Origin of the sequence: Roseburia intestinalis L1-82 (assembly GCF_900537995.1) — a bacterium.
Classification (GTDB): Bacteria; Bacillota; Clostridia; order Lachnospirales; family Lachnospiraceae; genus Roseburia; species Roseburia intestinalis.
On the sequence record NZ_LR027880.1, the window covers coordinates 2,712,359 to 2,732,094 of the forward strand.

Here is a 19,736-nt window from a genome sequence, read left to right on the forward strand (position 1 = left end):
TGGCTATGTAACCCGGAGCAAATGCCCCGGTAATATTTAATTGTACTTTTCATATGCCCCAATCTGGATTTTTACACATTCAGTAATCTTATCAAGTAGTTCCGTATCTGAAATTGAAGCAACTACCCTCTCAATCTGGACATTTACATCAATGGATACAATCTGCTCACATAATGCCATACTGTCAAATACCTCAAAATCTGTGTCAGTAACCTTTACCTTTGCAGCCGGTATTGGACAGTGGGTTGGCAGATATTTCTTTTTCCATGTTTTTGTGGACATGGCTACTGCTGTGACAACCGGTGAATACTGATTTGCTTTGTTATTTGAGATAATAATATAAGGTCTTGTATACTTCTGAATGCTCCCTTTACTTACTGACTCCAGATTTGCAATAACAATATCGCCCCTGTTCAGTTTCATCTATGTCATTCCTCCTGTTCCCTGATATATTCTTCTGCCTCATCCTCTGTCGGACAGGCAACAATCCGTTTCCCATATTCATCAATCACTACTGTTTCGCCCGGAAATATAATCAGTTTTAATTTTCTATTTTCTTCTGTCATATCATTCAATCGAGTAGGAAGAATTTCTCTTAATTGAGAAATTCCGACCTCTCACACCACCGTACGTACGGTTCCGTATACGGCGGTTCAATCAACTTAACAAGTAACACACTTTTCGATGTAGTAATCTAACATTGAAATTAGTCCAAATGAGGCTAATCTTTTGTTACTTATAGCAACATTTACTGCGCCTTTGTTACATACATAAGCTATTCTTTTACCTGTGTATGCAACTCGTCTAGCTGTGTTTCTGTCTATTCCAAGTTTTACAAGGTTCTTCTCTTGATTCTGCGGTGTTTTCCATTGTTTCCAAATGCACATGCGAAGCCGATAACGGATTCTTGAATCTAATTCCTTGCATAGTGTTTTCATACTGCCTATCTTGAAGTAGTTAATCCAACCTCTTATGAGCTGATTAAGCTTCTCCACTTTATAGCTGTTGCTAACACCCCAACTACGGCATGTGAGTTCTTTCATTCTCTTCTTAAACTTCGCTACTGATTTAGCATGTGGTTTTGCCTTAAACTGATGTGCTCTTGGATCAAAGTAGAACCCAAATCCAAGGTATTTAAGTCCGCTTGGTCTGTCTACTTTACTCTTAGTCATGTTGACCTTGAGCCCTAGCTTTTCTTCGATGAATCGTGAGATATTTCTCATAACTCTATTCGCAGACATTTCACTTCCGACCATGATAATACAGTCATCTGCATATCGTACAAAGTTAAGCCCTCTCTTTTCCATTTCCTTATCAAGTTCATTGAGCATGATGTTTGCCAGCAATGGAGAAAGGTTGCCTCCTTGTGGAGTTCCTACAATGGAATCCTCATACTCATCGTCTATCATAATTCCGCTCACTAGATACTTCCTTACAATAGAGATGACATCCCCGTCCTTAATTGTTCTTCCAATTAAAGTCATTAGCTTATCATGGTTTACTGTGTCAAAGAACTTTTCCAAGTCGATGTCTACAATCCAGTCATTTCCGTCATTCATTATATTGAGTGCCGTTAGAATTGCCTGCTGTGCACATCTATTAGGTCTGAATCCGTAACTGTGGTCATGGAACTGTTCCTCATAGATTGGTGTTAACACCTGTGCGATGGCTTGTTGTATGAATCTGTCTGTTACTGTTGGTACTCCCAGGTTTCTGACACCGCCATCAGGCTTTGGTATCTCCACTCTTCGTGCTGGCTGAGGCTTATATTTTCTTGTCCTCAACTGTCCCTTGATGGTTTCGCCGTTCTTTGCAAGGTGTTCCTTCAGTTCTGTGTACTTCATTCCGTCCACTCCCTCAGCACCTTTGTTTCGTACGACTTGCAGATATGCTCTGTTGAGATTATCACTAGATAATATCTGCTCCATTAGATTACTTGTGTCCATGCGTTCTTTCCTTTCCGTCTCGCTTGATTTGACCACCTTTTACCCGATTGGTTACGGCAGATGTTGTCATTTCTGCAATACGAGACATACTCAAACTGATTGATTGTTCGCCCCTTCGCTCCATCCCCATTACAGAGACTTCTTCACTACTATGGGCTCGGCTGACTTCTCACAGTTCGTTGTTACTAGGCTAATGAAACCTCTGTGAGACCTCCACGCTTAAGGTGCACGCTCTTTCTCTCCATATATCCGCCGCATTTACTCTGCTTCTACAAACGTGGTAGTTATTAGACTTCACTGTTCTTTGCCAGCTTATCACTCGAAGCCTAGCCTTATATGCGATTTCTGTCCGTCGGACCAGAGATTCGCTTACAGCTTCCTTCAGATTCCACCTCACAGTAGACACCCTTGCTGTTCGGCTATACATTTCCCACTACCTGGGCATGTTCGGGACTTACACCCGTTAGAGCGCGCCCATGGCGCGCAAACAAAGAAATGAGAGCAGGTTCATAGCCCCTGCTCTCTGCATTAATACTGATTCCATGTTCCGCTGCAAGTGTCATTACAGCTTTAATCTCATTAAGTTCCATTGAAATGTCTACCACATCTCTTACTAGCACACATATAATGGCATCTCTTTCAATATAATATCTTAATCGTTCAACCGCTTTTTTATCTGTATTGAAAATTGTCTCAACAACTTCCATGCCGGACTTTTTTGCATATGCCTCGATACGGTCAGCTGTATCATTTGCATTATTCCTTGCAAATATCAGACACCGCTTTTTTTCTCTGGAATCCTGCATATTGCCTCCTATCTGCCGTTCCTGATGTTATGATAGAACTTTGATACCGTATCAAGCACCAGCCCTCTTATATCACTTTCCTGAACAGGCTCTTTGTACATCATCTCATAACACTCTTCAAGTTCTCCATTAATATCCTCCACATAGATATCATATTCGCTGAGTTTTCCAAGTGTATCAATAACGTTCTCATCTGTTGCACCAATCATATCCTTTGAAAGTGTTATGATTGTATTAACATCTTCTTCCATATTTAAACCGATAATGGCATATTTCATCGGAAATGAAACTCCTTCTGTAGAAGCAGGCTCTGAAAGCATAGCTACAATTTCATAGCCATTATCCTGACAATACTTTTCAAGCAACTTCGGCACAAAATGATCTGTAGCCTCTAATCCTGTTTTTGCATAATATATAATTGCTCTTTCCATCTTAAAATCTCCTTATAAATAATATTGATTTGATACTGTGCGCACTTTATCTCCTCACATAAGCTGACTTATCTGTACTCTCCACACCATCACACCTAAACATTTCTTTTCTGTCGGTGACCATAAATCAGTTTGTGTGGGAAGATAAAATACTATCTTCCCGGTTTCTTAACCATCCCCGTATCGGGTAACATATCCTTTGCCAGCCACAATCACTTCGTAGTTTCCTGCCCATCTGGACTTACGAAAGTAGCCACTCTCTGAAAATGCGTTTTGCTGAAATTCAGGTGCACTTATTATCTCATTACCTCCGGCTGCTAACCCGGTAGGCACAACCCTCTGCTCTTATCCTTAAAGGCTCCTGCTGTTACGTTTCTCATAATCGGCTACAGCTCTGAGGATAGTCATCGCACGAAATGGGATTCTGCCACCCTGTCATAGACAAGGCGATATAAGCTCGTGGGATATGCGTGTCCTATTCTGTTTTCAATATTCAACGGTTCTTTTCTCAGAACCTGAACAGAGTATAACTGACACCACGCATCTTCTACAGTAACCGACACTCTTTTGAACTAAGAGTAACACTCCCACCTGTTCCAAATCCTTATAAAAAAAGCCGGACTGCATCATCAAAAATGCAATCCGACTTTTTTATTCTGTCAGAAGTTTCATATTGTCAACGGCATTTAATACCATATTCCGGATAAACTGTACTTCCTTCTCCTTCAGACCAACCAGCAGATCATCGACTTCTGCCTTTCTTTCACACCCACACACAAGATAATCCAACGATATATGAAACAATTCAGCAATACTAATCAAAGTATCTATTTTTGCTCCATTTACACCAGCTTCAATTTTCCGCAGAGCATCCACTGACAATCCAATCTGCTCGGCAAGCTGCTGTCTTGTCATTCTTCTTGCCGCACGCAACTCTTTTATTCTTTCTCCACTATTAACAATATCGTAGTACACCTTCCACTCTTTTCCGGCACCTTATATATTTGCTTAAGCTGTATTCATTGTACCGTAAGCGAATCTTTTGTCAGAGTGACTAAACCAGCTATTTCAAGTGGAATATTGTACACCTTAATACCAAGAATATAAATATTCGCAGATTAAAAAAAGAGATATTTCCAAACTCTCATTACATTTTGGAAATATCTCTTTACTTAATATCCTCATCCGGCACAAACTCCATGATGTCCTCTATCTTACAATCAAGTATGGAACATAATCTGTTAAGGATTACCGTTTTTACGACCATATTCTTTCGCAATCGCTGTAACTGTGCTTTATCTATTCCATAATCTTTAATTAGTGCATACTGGCTAATATTTTTCTTCTTGAGTGTAATCCATAACCTGTCATATACTATCATTACAAAGACCTCCTCCTTGTATTCTACGCAAGAGTGTCCTATAATGATATGGTGCGTGTATGCACCATGCTGTATGTATATGATAGAATAGAAAATAGCCATAATCTGCATAGAAAACAGCTCTCAAGGTTATTATGTAATATAGAACGGATTATCTGTTTTACTTTTATGGTATTCAACCGGGACAATTCGAGCACCTGACAATTTGCCCGCAGATACCCTTTTCAGAAAGGATTCACAACAACACTATGAATGATAAAAACACATACTCTGTTGATAAATATTTGGAAATCATTGCCGAAAAAGAAGGAATCACAAAAGAAGAAGTCCAACAGGAAATTGGGCGGGCAGTTTCCATTGCTTTAAAAAGCCCTGATCCACAAATGCAACGCTTCTGGACAGACTTTCCATGTGATAATGAAACTCCCACCATTGAAGAAATCATATACCATCTCGCTGAAAAATTTGCAAAAGAGTCATAGACAAAGGACAGGATAACTACCCGTCTATTCACTCAGATAATCTTCCTGTCCTCTTAATATTTGTTCAATCATATGTAATGCAAATTCTATTTCTCTTTCGTCACACCGATTCATCATAAATGCAAAACGCTCAATGTGTTTTTCTGGGTGCTGCTGGCTCATCAGAACCGTAGGCGATGACTCCAATGCATGAACAATATTCAAATATGTATCAAGACTCATTGCCCTTCTGCCATTTTCAACACTTTTGATAGTATCCAATGATACATCCGCCCGTTCTGCAAGCTCTGCCTGCGTAATTCCAAGCCTTCTGCGTTCTTTTCTGATATTCTCTGCAATAATTTCGTATATGTGCTCTCTTTTCCCCATAGCCCCATCATCCTTTCTGACTTATCGCATTATATCAGAAACTATTATGGGTTTTGGTAAACTGTAATCCTTTGACATTTTCGTGTAATACTTTGCATATTCTGTCAAAATCCCTTTAATTTTATGCTATCAGGATGTTTATTATTTATCGCCAACGGAATACCTTTTTGCCAACAGTCCATTTCATACCCTTGCTGTTTTAATTTTTCCAAACACTCTCCCTTAACAATAATATATTCTGGTTTCGCTCTTCCAAAAAATCCTTGATCATACCTGTCAAAATCTTCCGGAACATACTTCATCTCATATTTATCCTCACCCTTAGGCGATAATACCATATGCCCAATACTTTCTTGACAATTCCTTATTAACGATATTGGATAAGAAATTAGGATTCTGTGCTTGAAATGCTTTCAAACTTTCAATAAAAGCAGACTTACTTTCTGTTTTCAAATCCGAAAAAATTGAATCTACTTTTTGATTTTTTACATTTTTTTCAATATACTCATCCGATTTAGCTTCATATTTCTCTACCATATGCGGATTTTTCGTTACAGCATTAGAATACCAATTTGTCAAGTATTTTAAAGTGTTAAGCTGTCTATCAGAATTACTACTTTCTCTACTGATCCTTTGATATTCATCATATGCACCTGAATCCATTGACCTCATCATATCAAGACCATCTGTAGTGTAAACAAGATTACTACCATGTCCTAAATAATTTCCTTTTTTTACCCCGTAATCCATATTTCCATCTGCATTCATCTTTCCGGCACTTGCCAGCTTTGCTATAGATTCCATTGCATCCAAAAAGGAACTTTTTTTATCTTCTGATATAAAATTATTTGCAGCATATTCCGCTTTTTTCATTCCTAATGATATATTAGCCTGACGCTCCTCCTCACTCACAGAGCTGCCATTTCCAATAAGAAAATTTTCGCGGATAATATCATATACAAATCCCTGTTCCTCTTTGCTACAATTTTCAAGAGAAGACGATATCGTCTTGTCAACATCATACATTCCTGAATATGCTGGTAAATCATCTGCACTTTTATCCACTTGAACAATATTCTGCTCAAATTCGTTTTTCTCTTTTAGCTGTATTGCTCTTTTACCTTTTGCACTTATTTCCAGAATAACCGCATCATCTTTTTCCTTAGAAATATCAATTTTCTCTTTTCCATTCCAGTGATTATTACCATACGGAGTGATCACGCTGTCCTGATAATGTTGGGTAGCTATCTTCATTTTAACCCTCCTGTATTTTGCATAATAGGTTGACACACCAAATCGTGTGACAACCTATTTTTATATTTTCTTAGTTACAATTTACACATTAAAACGGATGATACATAGTATATGCCAAATGGAAAATAGTCTCTGAAGCACTTATGCTACTATCATCACTTGGCGATACAGAAACTCCACATATATCAAAATAATGAGTGGATGTTGAACCATAATACGAATATACACCAATTCCAGGTGGTAAAGAAATATCAATTTCAAATTTACCACTTGAGTCTGTAGTACCTGTACCTCGCCTTATTGCATTCGCAGAGGTATTATTAGCCTCCCATGCCGGACTATAATATAATCCGTTAATCTGCTCTCCCCCAACTGCATACGTTACACCCGTCGAACTGTCTGTTGCTGTCAGCACTCCATAAACAGTTAATGTTCCAGATCCCTGCGTTCTGAAATGTGCTCCATATCCAGGATAATTAACAACCTTATTTAACCCTTCTGAACCTTTAAGATCAGTTATAACAATACCTGTAGCCTTCAAAATAGGAGTAATAGACAATTTATAATTCTGAATGTCCAAATCATCAAAATTCTCCATAGTTTTTGCATTGGAAACTCTAATATAATATTTTCCTGACGAAACAGAAATAGTGTTTCCGCTGCCTACTCGTTTCATTTGATACCCTTCTGATGCAACATTCTGATATACTTCTACAGAACAGGTATTTGTTGAAGCTGTAGTAGCAGAAATTTTTAATTTGTCATAAATTCTACTGCTTGGCACTGTAATTACATACCAATCATTATCAATCGGAGAACTTAAATTTCTTGATTCAATATAAGCCCCTCCTGCTCCATATGTAAATGCTAATGCCTGTCTTACAGACTCGTCAATCTCATAAGAATCACACGCTGTACTTACTGAATAATCCAATGTGAATGATTCACTTACACTTCCGCCCTCAGATGCTAATACATACAAATAATATGTTGCTGTATCACCTGATGTTATATAGCCTAACGCTTCCGGCAATGTACCTGCGGTGCCATTAATATAAGTATAATAATCTGAGCCCGTTAAAATATTGCCTTCTGCATCCAATAAATACAAATCGTAATCCAAATCTGCATTAGCAGGCGTTGTTAACTGTGCTTGCAAATATACCCCTGCTGGCAAATTAATATTATAAAGTTTTGCATCGCCCTTTGCTGTCAAATAGTCACTAACCGTACCGACTACAACCGCAGTATCAGCTTGTGTAGCCAAAATATCCTCTGCAATACTTTCATCTACTGTAATACTTTCTGACGATTTCGATAAGTCATTATTTTCGGTTGTTTCCAATTCTGAAATTTCTACAGGTTCCTGTTGCTGGATATCCACCGATTCATTTCCAACATTAGTATCTTCTGCTGCGACTAAAGAATCCTCTGTGATTTCTGCTGCTTTAACATCCATTCCATTAGCCAATGAAAATGTCATTGTTAATGCCAATGCTGTCGCAACCACTGTTGTTATAAATTTATTTTTCATATCAATTCCCGCCTTTCTAAGCTTATTTTGTACAACAATTTGAACATTATTTTCAATAACCTTTTACCTTTTTTTAATGTTCGGACGTTTCGGCTGATGCCATATTCCTAAACACGCAGGTGGAAATCCATCTATCCCATATACAGCTTCTTTTCTCATGACACGTTCTACAACCTTCAACACTTTCTTATTAACCTGCTTCATTCTCTCTCACCTCCTGTTTAAAAATTTTTGCTATACACAGCAAAGCTGCACATAATATAACAGCTATTGCCATGTAACTAATGTAAACCCTATCTGTCTCTAACATAACACAACCAAGTATTATGCCCCTCCTGTAAAGCGATTTCAAAACTTCTCGTCTATACAAGTATGTTTGTTCCAACACAACGATAATTTTTTATTGGAAACAATTTTTTGTTACCTTTTTCCACTCTTTAGCAATAGTTCCTACCATATTTTTTCTAATTTGCATTTTGTCTGAATTTTTCCACACAAATTCAGTAGTGCAGCAACTATCATACCGTTTAATAACCACTGGCATACTTCAATATGAATTTTGTGTGATATAATAATTGCCATATCTGCCAATACTAAAATTATTAACGCCTGTTTTCTAAATTTTTTCTGTTCCTCTTGATCTAATGTTCGATTTTCATTTTCTATTGGAGCAAATGCAAATATAATTGCATTTGCCCCAAATGTAGTTATAGTACATAACCATAGTGGAAAAATGATTTTATCCAATAAACATACCGCAACAACTATGGAACATGAAAATAAATAGCATCCACTCCTTGTTCTCGCATGAAAGCCACCCGATTTTCTACGCAATGGTATTAACACCATTGCAGTTACAATCATGGGCATTATCATTCGCATAGCAAAACCAATTACTATGTATGACAAGTAATGTACCACCTCTAACAATAAGCATTCTAAGCCAAAGCGATATACATCTTCCTCATTTTCATCCAGAAGTCCTTTTGTCCTCATGCAAGATAGAACATTTTTCAGCAATTTGTCCATAGGAAAATATTATTTTCTTTCTTTCAGTTCTTTTACTTTCTGTGGCATTTTAGGCTGATAGCCAATAAACAGGCACGCTGAATTTGCCTCTTTCTCTGCGTTTGCATATGCTGCTTTTGCAAGTAATTTCAATGCTACATCATTAAGTTTTTTCATGCTTGAAAACCTCCTTATTTTTTCTTTTTCTATCGACAAGCATCTTATAAAATTTTACCTTTTTTGCACCAAGTACGATTTTTTTGCACGAAGTAAGACTTTTCACTTATTAAAAAGCCAAAATGCTGATGAATATAATATCATCTGTTTTGTTACTTCATATATTTTTATTGATAAACATATTGATATTACGAGCGATCGCATTCATATTGTCAAAAAAATAGCACCTAAACCACAAATGGATTAGATGCATATAATTTTTTCTATTATTTTATTTGCTTATCTACAATTTTAATTTTCTGTTACTGCTTTAAATCCGAAAATTGCTTACCTACCTAAATAAGTCTATCATTACCTCTTACATGATTTTCCTCGATATCTTTCAGACTTTTCTGCATACTTTCAAAGTATTATCCTATCGGGGCACCATTTTAAGATTTCTGATTGTCAACAGACCTTTTTCTCCATCAATATATGTACTATTGAAAAATACAACAAAACAAACCTGCGATATTTTTTTCCACGCAGTTGAATCTCTTGTTGTAGAAGGAATCCATATTCGGAAATGTTCTTCCTCGCAGCTAACCTGTAATGTTCTATCAATTACCTTATTTCGTATATCATCTTTTATTTCCAATTGAAAAGCTCTTATATCGCCACTACTTGCCGCATCAAATTCAAAAAAATATCCTGCTTCAAAAAAAGCTGACCAGTTATCACATGGAGCATATTCAAATAATGCCATTGCAAATTCCTTATTTTCTATTTTATTTACATTGATTATGTCAATATCCATTTCAAAACTATCTTTATGTGTTCTTATTTTCATAATATTTGAATCAGTATAAGAACTAACCTGTTTTATATCATAAAACTTAGTATAATCGTAAATTAAATCAACTTCTTTTCTCTGTGATATAGAATCGTCAAATCTTGTATGCTCATTCACACGATTTACTTCATTTGCAAGTTCCGTTGTAAGATAGCGTGTAAGGTGCATACTGACATAATCATTAAATTCCTCATCAGAAGCATAAACAACATATATTCCTCTGTCCTTGTATTTCTCCTTAAATGCCTGTATCTTTGTCTCCGCTTCCATATCAATTTCACTTTTTCGTACTGGCTTATCAGAAAAATATACAAATACCTGTTTTCCCTTCTGTATCATCAATTCAATTTCTTCTATTGTCCCTGATTCATAATGTTGTGTAGGACTTCCTATTCTATTACCAAATATAGCAATAATTGCATCCGATTTATCTAAAATCTGTTTATTAATAATGCTTTGTGGATACTCTCCTGCTTCTGGCATAACATTCTTTGACCAATACAATGTCTTAACAAAAATATTCATAGAAAAACCAATGGAATCATTTATATTATCCACAACTCTGTTGATAATCTCTATCTCTGTTTTCACATCGGAAGGACAGGAAATCATTAATCTACATACCGGCATCTTCTTAAACATAACTTTTCCCCCTTTGCGTTTTATTTAGTACAGCAGACTACTATAATTATTACCATAATACAACACTGCCTACTTTTTTAAATTCTGAGATTTCATTCAACAACAACCAATTTTTTATTATATTATACCAGTTTTTTCTACTTTTTTAAATATATTCATTACAAACTCACAACTCATATACAAAACAGAATAAACAAAAATTCCATTTAACTTAATAAAACAACAATTTTGCACTTACTACGAATTTTTTTATTACAATTTCTCAGCAAGACATAAAATAACAGGGAAATCAGAACAACTCCTAATCTCCCTGTCACAATGTCAAACATATTCTGGAATCCAATATTTTTACATTATTTGGTATTCTCCATAAGCAACTTATAAATATCCAATGTACTTTATAATTTTAATCTTCTAAAATATAAGATACTTTCATTTTTACAGATGAATATTTTGTACCTCCAATAAATGCCGAGCCAAGATTTGGCGACGCAATATTAGTTCCCGTCATATACACAGACCATGTACCTGCTGCTTTTTCTGCAATGAACAAGTTGGTTGTCGTTACATTTCCTTTTCCCCAACTAACTGTATGTGTTTCACCACTAGGACTTGTAATTGTAAGGCTCTTTGCCAATATTGCTCCTTTTCCTCCAATAACAGATGCATTTGAACAGTCAATTTCAACTTCTTTTACTATCGCTTTATCTGGTAAGCTGTTAAAATTAAATGTGATGGTATTAGAATTTCCAGTAACTCCTGGTAACAATGCAACAGACATTGCCTTTGATGATGTAACAGTTTTTGATGATGTAGTTGCTGCAAAAGCTGTTACCTGAGATGCAAACAGCATCGTAAATGCTATAGCAAATGCCATTATTTTATTTATTTTCTTTTTGCTTAAATTAAACATAGATATTTTCCTCCAAATTATAGACCTTATTTTAATTGCATACTTCATGCCTTCATATCAAAATTATCTTGCAATATTATGTTTTCACCTACACTACCAGTCTTTTCTTCACTATTTAATGCTTTTCTCGCCTCACTAAATGCCTCATAATATGTCATTTTTAATGCTGAATGAACCTGTGACTCTGCTTTTGTTTCTTTTTCCTGCCAGCCTACTCCCCCTGTATAGGTCAAAACTTCTTCGCCCTCTTCATTGTATACATGAATTGCCGAGCCTGTCCCTGTTCCCTGATATTTTGCCTCATAAGGTATTCCAAACAGCATACAGAGCCATTTTTTGTCTGCTTCCTCAACTTCTTTCACTGCTGACATATTACCTGAATTCATTGATTGACTAAACTTTCCAATTAAAGCAGCTCTATTCGGGGCTACTTTGCTTACTTCCGTCTTTCTCAAATTCATAAATGCATTTCCCATATATACATTGTCCTGTGCATCTTTTTTTGCCAGATCAACAATCTTCTCTTTTAAAGAATCCGTTAATTTCCATTTGTTTTTTTTAGAAGATTTAGAAACATTTTTATTCGATGTGTTCCACACTTTTGCTGTGCTATAATTATTTGATATTTCCATTTAATTGAATCACCTCTCTGTTCTGTCATTTATGTAATCATACAATTCCTTATATGACAGATAACCTGATAAGTTGTTCGAATCATATTGTAACTGCATAAATTCTTTAATCATGCTCATATAGTCTTTCTTTTCATTTATGCTGTCAGAATCATAAGTGATGTTGCCATTCACACCACCAGCCGCATTCATGAAATCTCCAAAAGCATTTTTCGTAAAGCCTTCTACATCACTATATGTTGTATATGCAAGCATTTCCAAATAACTTGCATTTCTTGGATCAACATCATTTATCTGTACATTTGTATCTGTGTAATTTCCTTCTTTGTCCCAATATCTTACCCTGTATTCTGGGTTTGCCGAATCATATGCATCTGATTTATATACAGATGCACTACTGCCATCCGGAAATCCTACTGCTGTTAATGCATTTCCACTATCTTCTGTTCCCGACATATGTAATGTAATATTAGAAGATGTACTGCTTACATTTGATAACAAACCGGAATTCATACCGTTCGCTTTCGCAGTGTTTCTTTTTGTTCCTGTATAATAATTTGAATAATTATAACCGTTAATTCCTGCTATACTCATTTTCGTTTCCTCCAATTATTTTCATTCCTCTGTCATTCGGAATCTACTCACTCTCCATAACGGTCCAAGTGATTTATTGCTTTTTATAAAAGGACACCTATTATACACACTTTCGTTTTTTATTTTACTGTTATTATTGAACTTGTAGACATTGTATTCCACGGTGAGTTTACAGATGTAATTCTAAATGTAAAATTATGTGAACCAACAACTGCCTTAGCACATTTTACTTCATATAGATATCCTGTCACAATCGGCTTTCCAACAGAAGTTGTTGAAGATACATAGCATTGCGATCCATCATATGTCGCATAAATATTTTTCCCATATCCAGCTACCTGCACTGTAACATACACATATCCATCACTTTTTATTTGCGCTGCAACTACCTTTACGCTCGACACTGCTGGTGCAGGAGCTCGAACTGAAATTCCAGGTGTCACATCTTCATCAACTGTATTTATCATTCCTTCATCCGTAAAAGAAACCTTTAAATTACTTGTTTCATCTGTTTCTGCGGCAAATGCCGTTACTGAAAAGCACATTACCATCATCATAACTAATGATATTATTTTAAATATTTTCTTCATGTATTTTTCCTCCATTTTTATAGGTGTCCTTTTTTATCCATTACAATTTTCTGCTATTTTATCTTCCCTTTGCAGCAACATTCGGATCATTGTTCGCCTCAAAGGAATATTGTCAAGTGTGTAAACCGTAGTCCGTAATTCTTGACATAAGCGAAACCTCCCATCATTAAATTTTTTATATGTATCATCCACTTTATTTTTTTCTATCGACACACCCCTTCTGATATTTTACCTTTTCTGCACCAAGTACGATTTTTTTGCACGAAGTAAGACTTTTTACAAAAAAATAGCCAAAAATGCTCTTTTATGAATTAAGGAATAACTCAGCAGCAAATTTATTTCCATCATTCTTCAATGTTAAATCTCCATCATATTTTTTTATACTGCTCTGAACATTCAGCAGTCCTATTCCACCATTTTTTCCTTTATTTGATACTGGAAAACCATTTTTCCACTTTACTTCATTACAATTATTTTCAATGCTGACAACTATCATCTTATGATATGAGCCAATCTTAATGCAAATATATTTCTCGCCTTTCAGCTTTTCTGTTGCTTCAATCGCATTATCTAATAAATTTCCAAAAATAGTTGTAATGTCGATTGGTTCAATGAAATTCAAATTCACATTATCTATCTTTATTGTTACTGAAATCCCCTTTTCTCTCATAACAGATTCTTTATCAGTAAGAAGTATATTCAAGATCGGATTTTCTGTGTATTGAACCGGAATGAGCGGCTTCAACAACTCTCTGATCTTTGTTGCATATTCTCCTGCCGTTTTTTCCTGCTCTGCACCATATAACCCTTCGATTGCTTTAATATGCTTATTTACATCATGTAATATCTGAATGGTTTGATCATACTTTTTTGTCTGGGTCAAATAGTATTCGTATTGTACCTTTGCCTGCTGCTCTAATGCGATCAACTGCTTTTCGTAATAGTTCTTTTCATCTGCCATTTTTACAAAATATAAAAGGTATAAATCTGCCAGAACAATACATCCCATGTTGACTGCACACAAATAATTTTCTTCTCCATTTTTAAAATTCTCTACAATTACACTCATGTTAATCAGACTGTATAGAAGTATAATTCCATACATGATGTACCGTGTATTTGAATAAGGGACATCACTTTTTTTCACAAACCTGTTTATGAATGTGTAATACAAAAAAATAAGTATCACCTTTGAAAATGTTACCTCAAGGCAATAAAGCATAGTTTCATTCACATTTTTTATATCTGCGGCTTGTAAAATACATTGTAAAAGAATAACTCCTAATGATTCACAGACAGACATACAAAATACTAATGCTTCACATTCAATAATACGTCTTAAGGGTTTATCTATATCCTCATAATACAGAACATATGCTATAATCCCCGTCAAAACTCCCCAGACTACTAGTGTATTGGCACATTGATTTTTAGCATTACAACAACTTCCTATTCGGAAGCTGTTGTAAACCTAGGATACAATGAACTCAACTTCACTCTTGCATCGGCAGTTCGGAACTGCCAATTAACTTTTGCTGCGACTGTATTACGCTCGACTTCCCACGCAGCTAACTCTCCACGAAGTTTTGCAATGTTTTCAATCCTTCGTGACAAACACTGTCTGGTCATTACATTCAGTTCTATTTCTGCAATGTCAAGCCAGCTTCCATGTTTGGGTGTATAGTGAATTTCCAAACGCTTGATAATTCGTCTTGCCTCATCTGCTGGATACCTTTTATACAAGGACGCCGTTTTATGGGTGTTAAGGTTATCCATAACAAGAATTACTTTTTCTGCATCAGGATACATGACATCAACGAGATATTTTATCTCTTCTGCCCAGTCAAAGGCAGTACGTTGTTCTCGCACGCTGACATGATGAGTGCCTCCAAGCGGTTCGACAAAAGCAAATATGCTGCAGGTACCATTCCTGACATATTCCGAATCTGTTTTCTGATTGTCACCCGGACGCATGGGCAGTGGTTTCCTTGCATCGCCCAGTAACTGGTAAGGCTTTTCGTCCATGCATACAACTGGTCTTTCAGGATTGTATGGGAGTTCATATACATCAAGGACATCTTCCATACATGCTATAAATTCGGCATCATCTTTTTTGGGGATGCACCAGTAGTCGTTTTTGTGAGGTCGAAGTTTGTTTTTTTTAAGGCTCTTCGGATTGCCTCACGGCTGACCGGAGTATCAAGAACAATTTTTGATTTCTCTTCCAGCAGCCGGATGGTCCACCTTGAATGTCCTTCCGGCACCGGACCACAGGCAAGTTCAATGATACGGGCTTCAGCACGTCCATCGAGCACACGCCTTGCATTATCAGAATTAACATTACGCTTAAACTCAGTTACTGCATCAATACCACCCTCAAAATATTTTTTCACAGTATTGGTTACTGTTGCCAGACATACACCATTTGATTTTGCAGACTGCTCATGAGTCAATACTTTTCCGTGGGACTCATCCAGGTCAATAATAATCTGGCATCTGCATCGGATTGTTTTGGATGTTTTATTTTTTCGGATGACAGATTTAAATTCTTTTAATTCATCATCCGTAAGTTTGATTTTGTACTTTTTTGGTCTTGCCATAGGATATCACCGCCGTTTCTTTTATTGTACCATAAAACGGCAATAACAGCCAGAAATATTTAACTAAATATCAATATGTCAGTACACTAGATTTAATATGGAATGATTGAGCATATTTATACAGAATGTAAATATTACTGTGGTAGTCTCAATCACAATATATACATATCTATTTCGACTACTCTTTTTATACTTTCCATTCATAAACTGAAATAATATCGTACTTATTATAAAACATGAAAGTGCATTACATAATACCAGTAAAATCGTATTCATTTTTCCTCCTATGAATTTCTCTGCAAAAATTTATTTACTTCTTCTCTAAAATCGTTGCTTCTCCTTTGTGCAATCTGAAGTTCTTTTCCATTATCCATATAAATAATAAAGCCCTTTATTTTTTCAATATGCCTTAAATTAACCAGATTTCCTCTACAATTCACAACAAAATCATATGGTTGCAGTTCTTCAACCAGTTTTTCAAAGATACAATCATACTCATATGTAATATCAGACAATGCTATCAGTACTTTTCTGGATCTTTTTATGTATTCAAAATATAAAATATCCCTCAGTTTCAGTTTGATCGACAGATACCCTTTTCCATTGCTATCAGTCACTTTATAAAAATTCTTTTCTACTATGGCGTCCGGCAGTTGATTCAGAAGTTCCAATATCTGCAATTCCAATTTATCATATTCCAGTGGTTTACATAGAAATGAAAATGCATGAACTTCGTTAATGACCTGCATACAATATTCTTCATAACTCGTAATATACACTAATTTCACATCTGGAAATTTTTCTTTCAATTTTCTCCCCAGTTTAATACCATTCAGTTCTTCCATCGAAATATCTAAAATTCCGATATCAATACGACTGATATTTTCAAGCATTTGATTTGCAGACATAAATTTCTCTATATGATAAGCAATCTTTTGACTTGTAAAAATCTTATGCAGCATATTCACTGCACACTCAAGATCTGCTATATCGTCATCACAAACAGCAATTTCCAGCATATTATTCACCTTCTTCCTATCTTCCTACTATATCGGTAATTTTTATCTTTCCATTAAATAAATATAAAGCACTCCGCATATTATCTAAATAAATATCATATATATAGAAAATGTGCCATCATCTTGACGGCACATTTTTCATTGTTGATTTTGCTGTCAAAAAATCAATTATACAGACGATTACAAATACTATTGATAACTTTTTTACTACTTCACCATAACCATATCATTTTTCCTACTTTTTTCAATATATCTTGCACGAAGTACGATTTTTTCAACACAAAATACGACAAAACGTAAATTTCTCCCCATCTTAGCCAATCTTATGTAAAAGCAGTCACAAATTTAATATATCATTTTAAGAGGATTTTCTATTGCACATATCGTTTCACTGCAATCTTTCCCATAACCATAAATACTGCTACCAGGACTATACTTACATACCCAGCATAAAAATAATCTTGCAGATCCAGACAAAACAAAATGATAAGAACACATACCTGCAATGCCGTTATGCAATGTGTTACCCTTGCATAATACCTTCTTTCTTCCTCATCAAGCGGTTTATTGATACTTTCCACTGGGGCAAGGACAATAATAATTACCACGGCAAGAACTCCGATCAATAAAATCACGGCATTAGGAACATTTTTCATTACAGGCTCATATGTATAAACCGGAATAAATAAAATTGCCATTGATATCAAAAAACAGCCGATTCTACTCTTACAGTGGCTGCCCCCACTATAGCTTCTCAACGAGGCATAAAATAACAGGAAGACCAGAACAAGTCCCGGTCTCCCCGTCACAATGCCAAATATTCCAGAAGCCAAAAGGTTTCCTGCAACAACAATGCCATTTTCTATCCCATATTGGTACAGTTCTGCATCCTCTTTTTGCACAATCCCCTTTTGTATCAATATTTCATTTATCTTCTTTGCAAATTTAGCAATCATACCCTGTTACCACCTTAAAATTTTCTAAGTTTTTTCGCATTATCCGGTAACTTGTCCTGTCCGAAAATAAACCAGCAGCAACGGTTCATATTTGTTGCAGTTACCGTAAGGGCAAGTGCTGCCACGCTGCTTAATGCTCCATGACTGAGTCGGTTCATCAATCTTCTTAATTTTGACATATATGTATGTCCTCCTTTTCATTTGATGAATGCACTATATCATACTTTATGGGAAAATCCGTCAAAGTGTAACAGATTGACATTTAAGTGTAACGCTTTGCATTTATTCCTTCACTTCAATTCCATAGAGCATTGCAGAAACCTCAAATATATCCCCTTTATCTGTAAAACTGACCGTTCCATTGTATTTTTCTACCACTTTACGAACACTCTGAACACCATGCCCATGTCTGATATTATCTTTCTTGGTTGTTTTCAGGCTTTTATTTTTCTTTCCTGTTTTGCTGTTTGTTATTATAAGAAGCAAAATCCCGGACTGGTACTTATTTTCAATCTTTACAAAACGCTGTCCCTCCGGCACCTTGCTGCAGGCTTCTACCGCATTATCCACAAGATTTCCATACAATACACCTATATCCCCGTGATCAAGCTGCATCTGCTTTGGAATACGAATAGATGTTTCTACTTTTATTCCCCTTGCCTTTGCCCTGCCAAATTTAATGCGGAGCACAGAATCTACGATTGGATTATCAGAATACTGCTTTTCATCTATCTGCTCAAATTCCATGCACATCGCACCGATTTTCTCTGAAAGTTCCTGCCCATCACTATTTTCCACCAGATGATACAGTTCATGCAATTTATGTTTCATATCGTGCTTTAACTTCTGCACTTCCTTATTCTGTTTTTCTGCTTCTTCATAATAGATGTCTTTATAGTGCATTTCTTCCCTGTACATTGCATCCTCATACTGTTTTTGCACAAGATAATTAAAACGTTCCATCATATACAGCATAAAATAATCTGTCAGGACAATGGAAATTACAATACTGGCACACATAAGCAGGCTTTTTTCACTGCCAGCTTCCAATGACAAAAGAATAACAAAGCAACAATTCAACACCGTAAAGGTAAATACCATAACCAGCACACCCAAAATTTCTCTTGGAAAGTCGGCAATCTGCATCCCTTTCTTTGAAATCAATTTTGACAGAATATACATCACATTTCCACGAACAAAGCTGCATATTACCATTACAAAATAATATTTATAACTTTCGCCCACATGAAAATTCATCGCATGGAGTAACAGCAAGGCTACAGGTTCAAACAGCATTCCAATACCCATGAATGTCACAATATTTATAATTCTCGTCCACATTCCTGATTCATAATAAAATGATAACAGTATAAGCACAATCAAAAGAGTCGCAAGATTCAGATACGGATTTTTTATGCTACTGACAAATGTCCATATAACTGCAGCAATGGTAAATCCAGCCCATATCCATACCTTTGATACTGGTTTCATTTTCTTATTGGAATGAAAATAATACATAAACACTGCCAGATCAAACAGGCTGATGGCAAAGCGTATCACATATTCCATC

Annotated in this window: 27 protein-coding genes; 1 reads left to right on the forward strand and 26 read right to left on the reverse strand. The window is 35.8% G+C overall.

Translation table 11 applies throughout. The features are described from left to right. Window positions 1–36: 36 nt before the first annotated feature. From RIL182_RS12890 to RIL182_RS12915, 7 genes are all read right to left on the reverse strand, one after another. Window positions 37–423, reverse strand: coding sequence for a type II toxin-antitoxin system PemK/MazF family toxin (locus RIL182_RS12890; protein ID WP_006859319.1), 387 nt, complete (start codon window positions 421–423; stop codon window positions 37–39). 5 nt (window positions 424–428) lie between these two features. Then, on the reverse strand, window positions 429–566 hold the full coding sequence (locus RIL182_RS21310; protein WP_006859332.1) for a hypothetical protein: 138 nt from the start codon (window positions 564–566) through the stop codon (window positions 429–431). A gap of 96 nt (window positions 567–662) precedes the next feature. Beyond that, window positions 663–1,946 carry a group II intron reverse transcriptase/maturase gene (gene ltrA, locus RIL182_RS12895; RefSeq protein ID WP_015559317.1) on the reverse strand — a complete coding sequence of 428 codons (1,284 nt, stop codon included), beginning with the start codon at window positions 1,944–1,946 and terminating at the stop codon, window positions 663–665. Between the two features lie 419 nt (window positions 1,947–2,365). Further along, window positions 2,366–2,752, reverse strand: coding sequence for a hypothetical protein (locus RIL182_RS12900; protein WP_006859322.1), 387 nt, complete (start codon window positions 2,750–2,752; stop codon window positions 2,366–2,368). An 8-nt stretch (window positions 2,753–2,760) separates the two neighbouring features. Continuing rightward, window positions 2,761–3,183, reverse strand: a complete 423-nt coding sequence (locus tag RIL182_RS12905; RefSeq protein ID WP_006859323.1) for a hypothetical protein — start codon at window positions 3,181–3,183, stop codon at window positions 2,761–2,763. Between the two features lie 651 nt (window positions 3,184–3,834). After that, entirely contained in the window at window positions 3,835–4,158 is a 324-nt protein-coding gene (locus tag RIL182_RS12910) for a helix-turn-helix domain-containing protein (protein ID WP_006859334.1), read from the reverse strand. Between the two features lie 193 nt (window positions 4,159–4,351). Then, the gene (locus tag RIL182_RS12915; RefSeq protein WP_014081251.1) at window positions 4,352–4,564 is read right to left on the reverse strand and encodes a helix-turn-helix domain-containing protein; all 213 of its coding nucleotides are present in this window, start codon (window positions 4,562–4,564) and stop codon (window positions 4,352–4,354) included. Window positions 4,565–4,812: 248 nt separating this feature from the next. Here RIL182_RS12915 and RIL182_RS12920 point away from each other — a divergent pair, with 248 nt between their 5' ends. Further along, window positions 4,813–5,046, forward strand: a complete 234-nt coding sequence (locus tag RIL182_RS12920; protein WP_044999568.1) for a hypothetical protein — start codon at window positions 4,813–4,815, stop codon at window positions 5,044–5,046. A gap of 24 nt (window positions 5,047–5,070) precedes the next feature. Here the strand turns inward: RIL182_RS12920 and RIL182_RS12925 are convergent, their stop codons facing one another. The 19 genes from RIL182_RS12925 to RIL182_RS13030 form a co-directional block, all read right to left on the reverse strand. Beyond that, on the reverse strand, window positions 5,071–5,415 hold the full coding sequence (locus RIL182_RS12925; protein ID WP_006859583.1) for a helix-turn-helix domain-containing protein: 345 nt from the start codon (window positions 5,413–5,415) through the stop codon (window positions 5,071–5,073). A 104-nt stretch (window positions 5,416–5,519) separates the two neighbouring features. Continuing rightward, window positions 5,520–5,753 carry a hypothetical protein gene (locus RIL182_RS12930; RefSeq protein WP_006859582.1) on the reverse strand — a complete coding sequence of 78 codons (234 nt, stop codon included), beginning with the start codon at window positions 5,751–5,753 and terminating at the stop codon, window positions 5,520–5,522. Further along, complete coding sequence (locus tag RIL182_RS12935) at window positions 5,737–6,669, reverse strand: hypothetical protein (protein ID WP_006859581.1); 933 nt, start codon at window positions 6,667–6,669, stop codon at window positions 5,737–5,739. Before RIL182_RS12935 ends, RIL182_RS12930 begins: the two co-directional genes overlap by 17 nt. A gap of 88 nt (window positions 6,670–6,757) precedes the next feature. After that, window positions 6,758–8,203 carry a hypothetical protein gene (locus tag RIL182_RS12940; protein WP_006859580.1) on the reverse strand — a complete coding sequence of 482 codons (1,446 nt, stop codon included), beginning with the start codon at window positions 8,201–8,203 and terminating at the stop codon, window positions 6,758–6,760. Between the two features lie 63 nt (window positions 8,204–8,266). Beyond that, window positions 8,267–8,407 carry a cyclic lactone autoinducer peptide gene (locus tag RIL182_RS12945; protein ID WP_006859579.1) on the reverse strand — a complete coding sequence of 47 codons (141 nt, stop codon included), beginning with the start codon at window positions 8,405–8,407 and terminating at the stop codon, window positions 8,267–8,269. 246 nt (window positions 8,408–8,653) lie between these two features. Continuing rightward, a complete protein-coding gene (locus RIL182_RS12955; protein ID WP_006859577.1) occupies window positions 8,654–9,232 on the reverse strand; it encodes an accessory gene regulator ArgB-like protein in 579 nt (192 codons plus the stop codon). A gap of 9 nt (window positions 9,233–9,241) precedes the next feature. Then, window positions 9,242–9,388 carry a cyclic lactone autoinducer peptide gene (locus tag RIL182_RS12960; RefSeq protein WP_006859576.1) on the reverse strand — a complete coding sequence of 49 codons (147 nt, stop codon included), beginning with the start codon at window positions 9,386–9,388 and terminating at the stop codon, window positions 9,242–9,244. Between the two features lie 415 nt (window positions 9,389–9,803). Beyond that, entirely contained in the window at window positions 9,804–10,862 is a 1,059-nt protein-coding gene (locus RIL182_RS12970) for a hypothetical protein (protein ID WP_006859574.1), read from the reverse strand. 406 nt (window positions 10,863–11,268) lie between these two features. After that, complete coding sequence (locus RIL182_RS12975; RefSeq protein WP_015559315.1) at window positions 11,269–11,775, reverse strand: hypothetical protein; 507 nt, start codon at window positions 11,773–11,775, stop codon at window positions 11,269–11,271. Between the two features lie 44 nt (window positions 11,776–11,819). Further along, on the reverse strand, window positions 11,820–12,407 hold the full coding sequence (locus tag RIL182_RS12980) for a hypothetical protein (protein ID WP_015567863.1): 588 nt from the start codon (window positions 12,405–12,407) through the stop codon (window positions 11,820–11,822). A gap of 9 nt (window positions 12,408–12,416) precedes the next feature. Then, on the reverse strand, window positions 12,417–13,001 hold the full coding sequence (locus tag RIL182_RS12985) for a hypothetical protein (RefSeq protein ID WP_015517456.1): 585 nt from the start codon (window positions 12,999–13,001) through the stop codon (window positions 12,417–12,419). A 119-nt stretch (window positions 13,002–13,120) separates the two neighbouring features. Then, window positions 13,121–13,606 (reverse strand): hypothetical protein, encoded by a 486-nt coding sequence (locus tag RIL182_RS12990; RefSeq protein ID WP_006859568.1) that lies wholly within the window; start codon window positions 13,604–13,606, stop codon window positions 13,121–13,123. 289 nt (window positions 13,607–13,895) lie between these two features. Next, window positions 13,896–14,660: an ATP-binding protein gene (locus RIL182_RS12995; protein WP_243128687.1), complete on the reverse strand. Its 765-nt coding sequence runs from the start codon at window positions 14,658–14,660 to the stop codon at window positions 13,896–13,898. Window positions 14,661–15,040: 380 nt separating this feature from the next. Next, window positions 15,041–15,712 carry an IS630 family transposase gene (locus tag RIL182_RS13000; RefSeq protein WP_134523031.1) on the reverse strand — a complete coding sequence of 224 codons (672 nt, stop codon included), beginning with the start codon at window positions 15,710–15,712 and terminating at the stop codon, window positions 15,041–15,043. Continuing rightward, a complete protein-coding gene (locus RIL182_RS13005) occupies window positions 15,682–16,191 on the reverse strand; it encodes a helix-turn-helix domain-containing protein (RefSeq protein ID WP_006855777.1) in 510 nt (169 codons plus the stop codon). The genes RIL182_RS13000 and RIL182_RS13005 overlap by 31 nt, the downstream gene beginning before the upstream one ends. Window positions 16,192–16,475: 284 nt before the next feature. After that, window positions 16,476–17,210 carry a LytR/AlgR family response regulator transcription factor gene (locus tag RIL182_RS13015; protein WP_006859748.1) on the reverse strand — a complete coding sequence of 245 codons (735 nt, stop codon included), beginning with the start codon at window positions 17,208–17,210 and terminating at the stop codon, window positions 16,476–16,478. A 371-nt stretch (window positions 17,211–17,581) separates the two neighbouring features. Then, on the reverse strand, window positions 17,582–18,166 hold the full coding sequence (locus RIL182_RS13020) for an accessory gene regulator B family protein (RefSeq protein ID WP_015567860.1): 585 nt from the start codon (window positions 18,164–18,166) through the stop codon (window positions 17,582–17,584). Window positions 18,167–18,180: 14 nt separating this feature from the next. Further along, window positions 18,181–18,345 (reverse strand): cyclic lactone autoinducer peptide, encoded by a 165-nt coding sequence (locus RIL182_RS13025; RefSeq protein ID WP_006859755.1) that lies wholly within the window; start codon window positions 18,343–18,345, stop codon window positions 18,181–18,183. A gap of 103 nt (window positions 18,346–18,448) precedes the next feature. Continuing rightward, a complete protein-coding gene (locus tag RIL182_RS13030) occupies window positions 18,449–19,735 on the reverse strand; it encodes an ATP-binding protein (protein WP_015567859.1) in 1,287 nt (428 codons plus the stop codon). Window position 19,736: the final 1 nt, after the last annotated feature.

Coding starts and splice junctions, on each gene's coding strand:
- RIL182_RS12925 (WP_006859583.1), bottom strand. CDS start 5,415: ATGGGGAAAAGAGAGCACATATACGAAATTATTGCAGAGAATATCAGA.
- RIL182_RS12900 (WP_006859322.1), bottom strand. CDS start 2,752: ATGCAGGATTCCAGAGAAAAAAAGCGGTGTCTGATATTTGCAAGGAAT.
- RIL182_RS13005 (WP_006855777.1), bottom strand. CDS start 16,191: ATGGCAAGACCAAAAAAGTACAAAATCAAACTTACGGATGATGAATTA.
- RIL182_RS12980 (WP_015567863.1), bottom strand. CDS start 12,407: ATGGAAATATCAAATAATTATAGCACAGCAAAAGTGTGGAACACATCG.
- RIL182_RS13020 (WP_015567860.1), bottom strand. CDS start 18,166: ATGATTGCTAAATTTGCAAAGAAGATAAATGAAATATTGATACAAAAG.
- RIL182_RS12945 (WP_006859579.1), bottom strand. CDS start 8,407: ATGAAGCAGGTTAATAAGAAAGTGTTGAAGGTTGTAGAACGTGTCATG.
- RIL182_RS12930 (WP_006859582.1), bottom strand. CDS start 5,753: ATGGTATTATCGCCTAAGGGTGAGGATAAATATGAGATGAAGTATGTT.
- RIL182_RS12995 (WP_243128687.1), bottom strand. CDS start 14,660: ATGAGTGTAATTGTAGAGAATTTTAAAAATGGAGAAGAAAATTATTTG.
- RIL182_RS12935 (WP_006859581.1), bottom strand. CDS start 6,669: ATGAAGATAGCTACCCAACATTATCAGGACAGCGTGATCACTCCGTAT.
- RIL182_RS12915 (WP_014081251.1), bottom strand. CDS start 4,564: ATGATAGTATATGACAGGTTATGGATTACACTCAAGAAGAAAAATATT.
- RIL182_RS21310 (WP_006859332.1), bottom strand. CDS start 566: ATGACAGAAGAAAATAGAAAATTAAAACTGATTATATTTCCGGGCGAA.
- ltrA (WP_015559317.1), bottom strand. CDS start 1,946: ATGGACACAAGTAATCTAATGGAGCAGATATTATCTAGTGATAATCTC.
- RIL182_RS12940 (WP_006859580.1), bottom strand. CDS start 8,203: ATGAAAAATAAATTTATAACAACAGTGGTTGCGACAGCATTGGCATTA.
- RIL182_RS12990 (WP_006859568.1), bottom strand. CDS start 13,606: ATGGAGGAAAAATACATGAAGAAAATATTTAAAATAATATCATTAGTT.
- RIL182_RS12970 (WP_006859574.1), bottom strand. CDS start 10,862: ATGTTTAAGAAGATGCCGGTATGTAGATTAATGATTTCCTGTCCTTCC.
- RIL182_RS12905 (WP_006859323.1), bottom strand. CDS start 3,183: ATGGAAAGAGCAATTATATATTATGCAAAAACAGGATTAGAGGCTACA.
- RIL182_RS12985 (WP_015517456.1), bottom strand. CDS start 13,001: ATGAGTATAGCAGGAATTAACGGTTATAATTATTCAAATTATTATACA.
- RIL182_RS13030 (WP_015567859.1), bottom strand. CDS start 19,735: ATGGAATATGTGATACGCTTTGCCATCAGCCTGTTTGATCTGGCAGTG.
- RIL182_RS12890 (WP_006859319.1), bottom strand. CDS start 423: ATGAAACTGAACAGGGGCGATATTGTTATTGCAAATCTGGAGTCAGTA.
- RIL182_RS12960 (WP_006859576.1), bottom strand. CDS start 9,388: ATGAAAAAACTTAATGATGTAGCATTGAAATTACTTGCAAAAGCAGCA.
- RIL182_RS12920 (WP_044999568.1), top strand. CDS start 4,813: ATGAATGATAAAAACACATACTCTGTTGATAAATATTTGGAAATCATT.
- RIL182_RS13025 (WP_006859755.1), bottom strand. CDS start 18,345: ATGTCAAAATTAAGAAGATTGATGAACCGACTCAGTCATGGAGCATTA.
- RIL182_RS13015 (WP_006859748.1), bottom strand. CDS start 17,210: ATGCTGGAAATTGCTGTTTGTGATGACGATATAGCAGATCTTGAGTGT.
- RIL182_RS12955 (WP_006859577.1), bottom strand. CDS start 9,232: ATGGACAAATTGCTGAAAAATGTTCTATCTTGCATGAGGACAAAAGGA.
- RIL182_RS12975 (WP_015559315.1), bottom strand. CDS start 11,775: ATGTTTAATTTAAGCAAAAAGAAAATAAATAAAATAATGGCATTTGCT.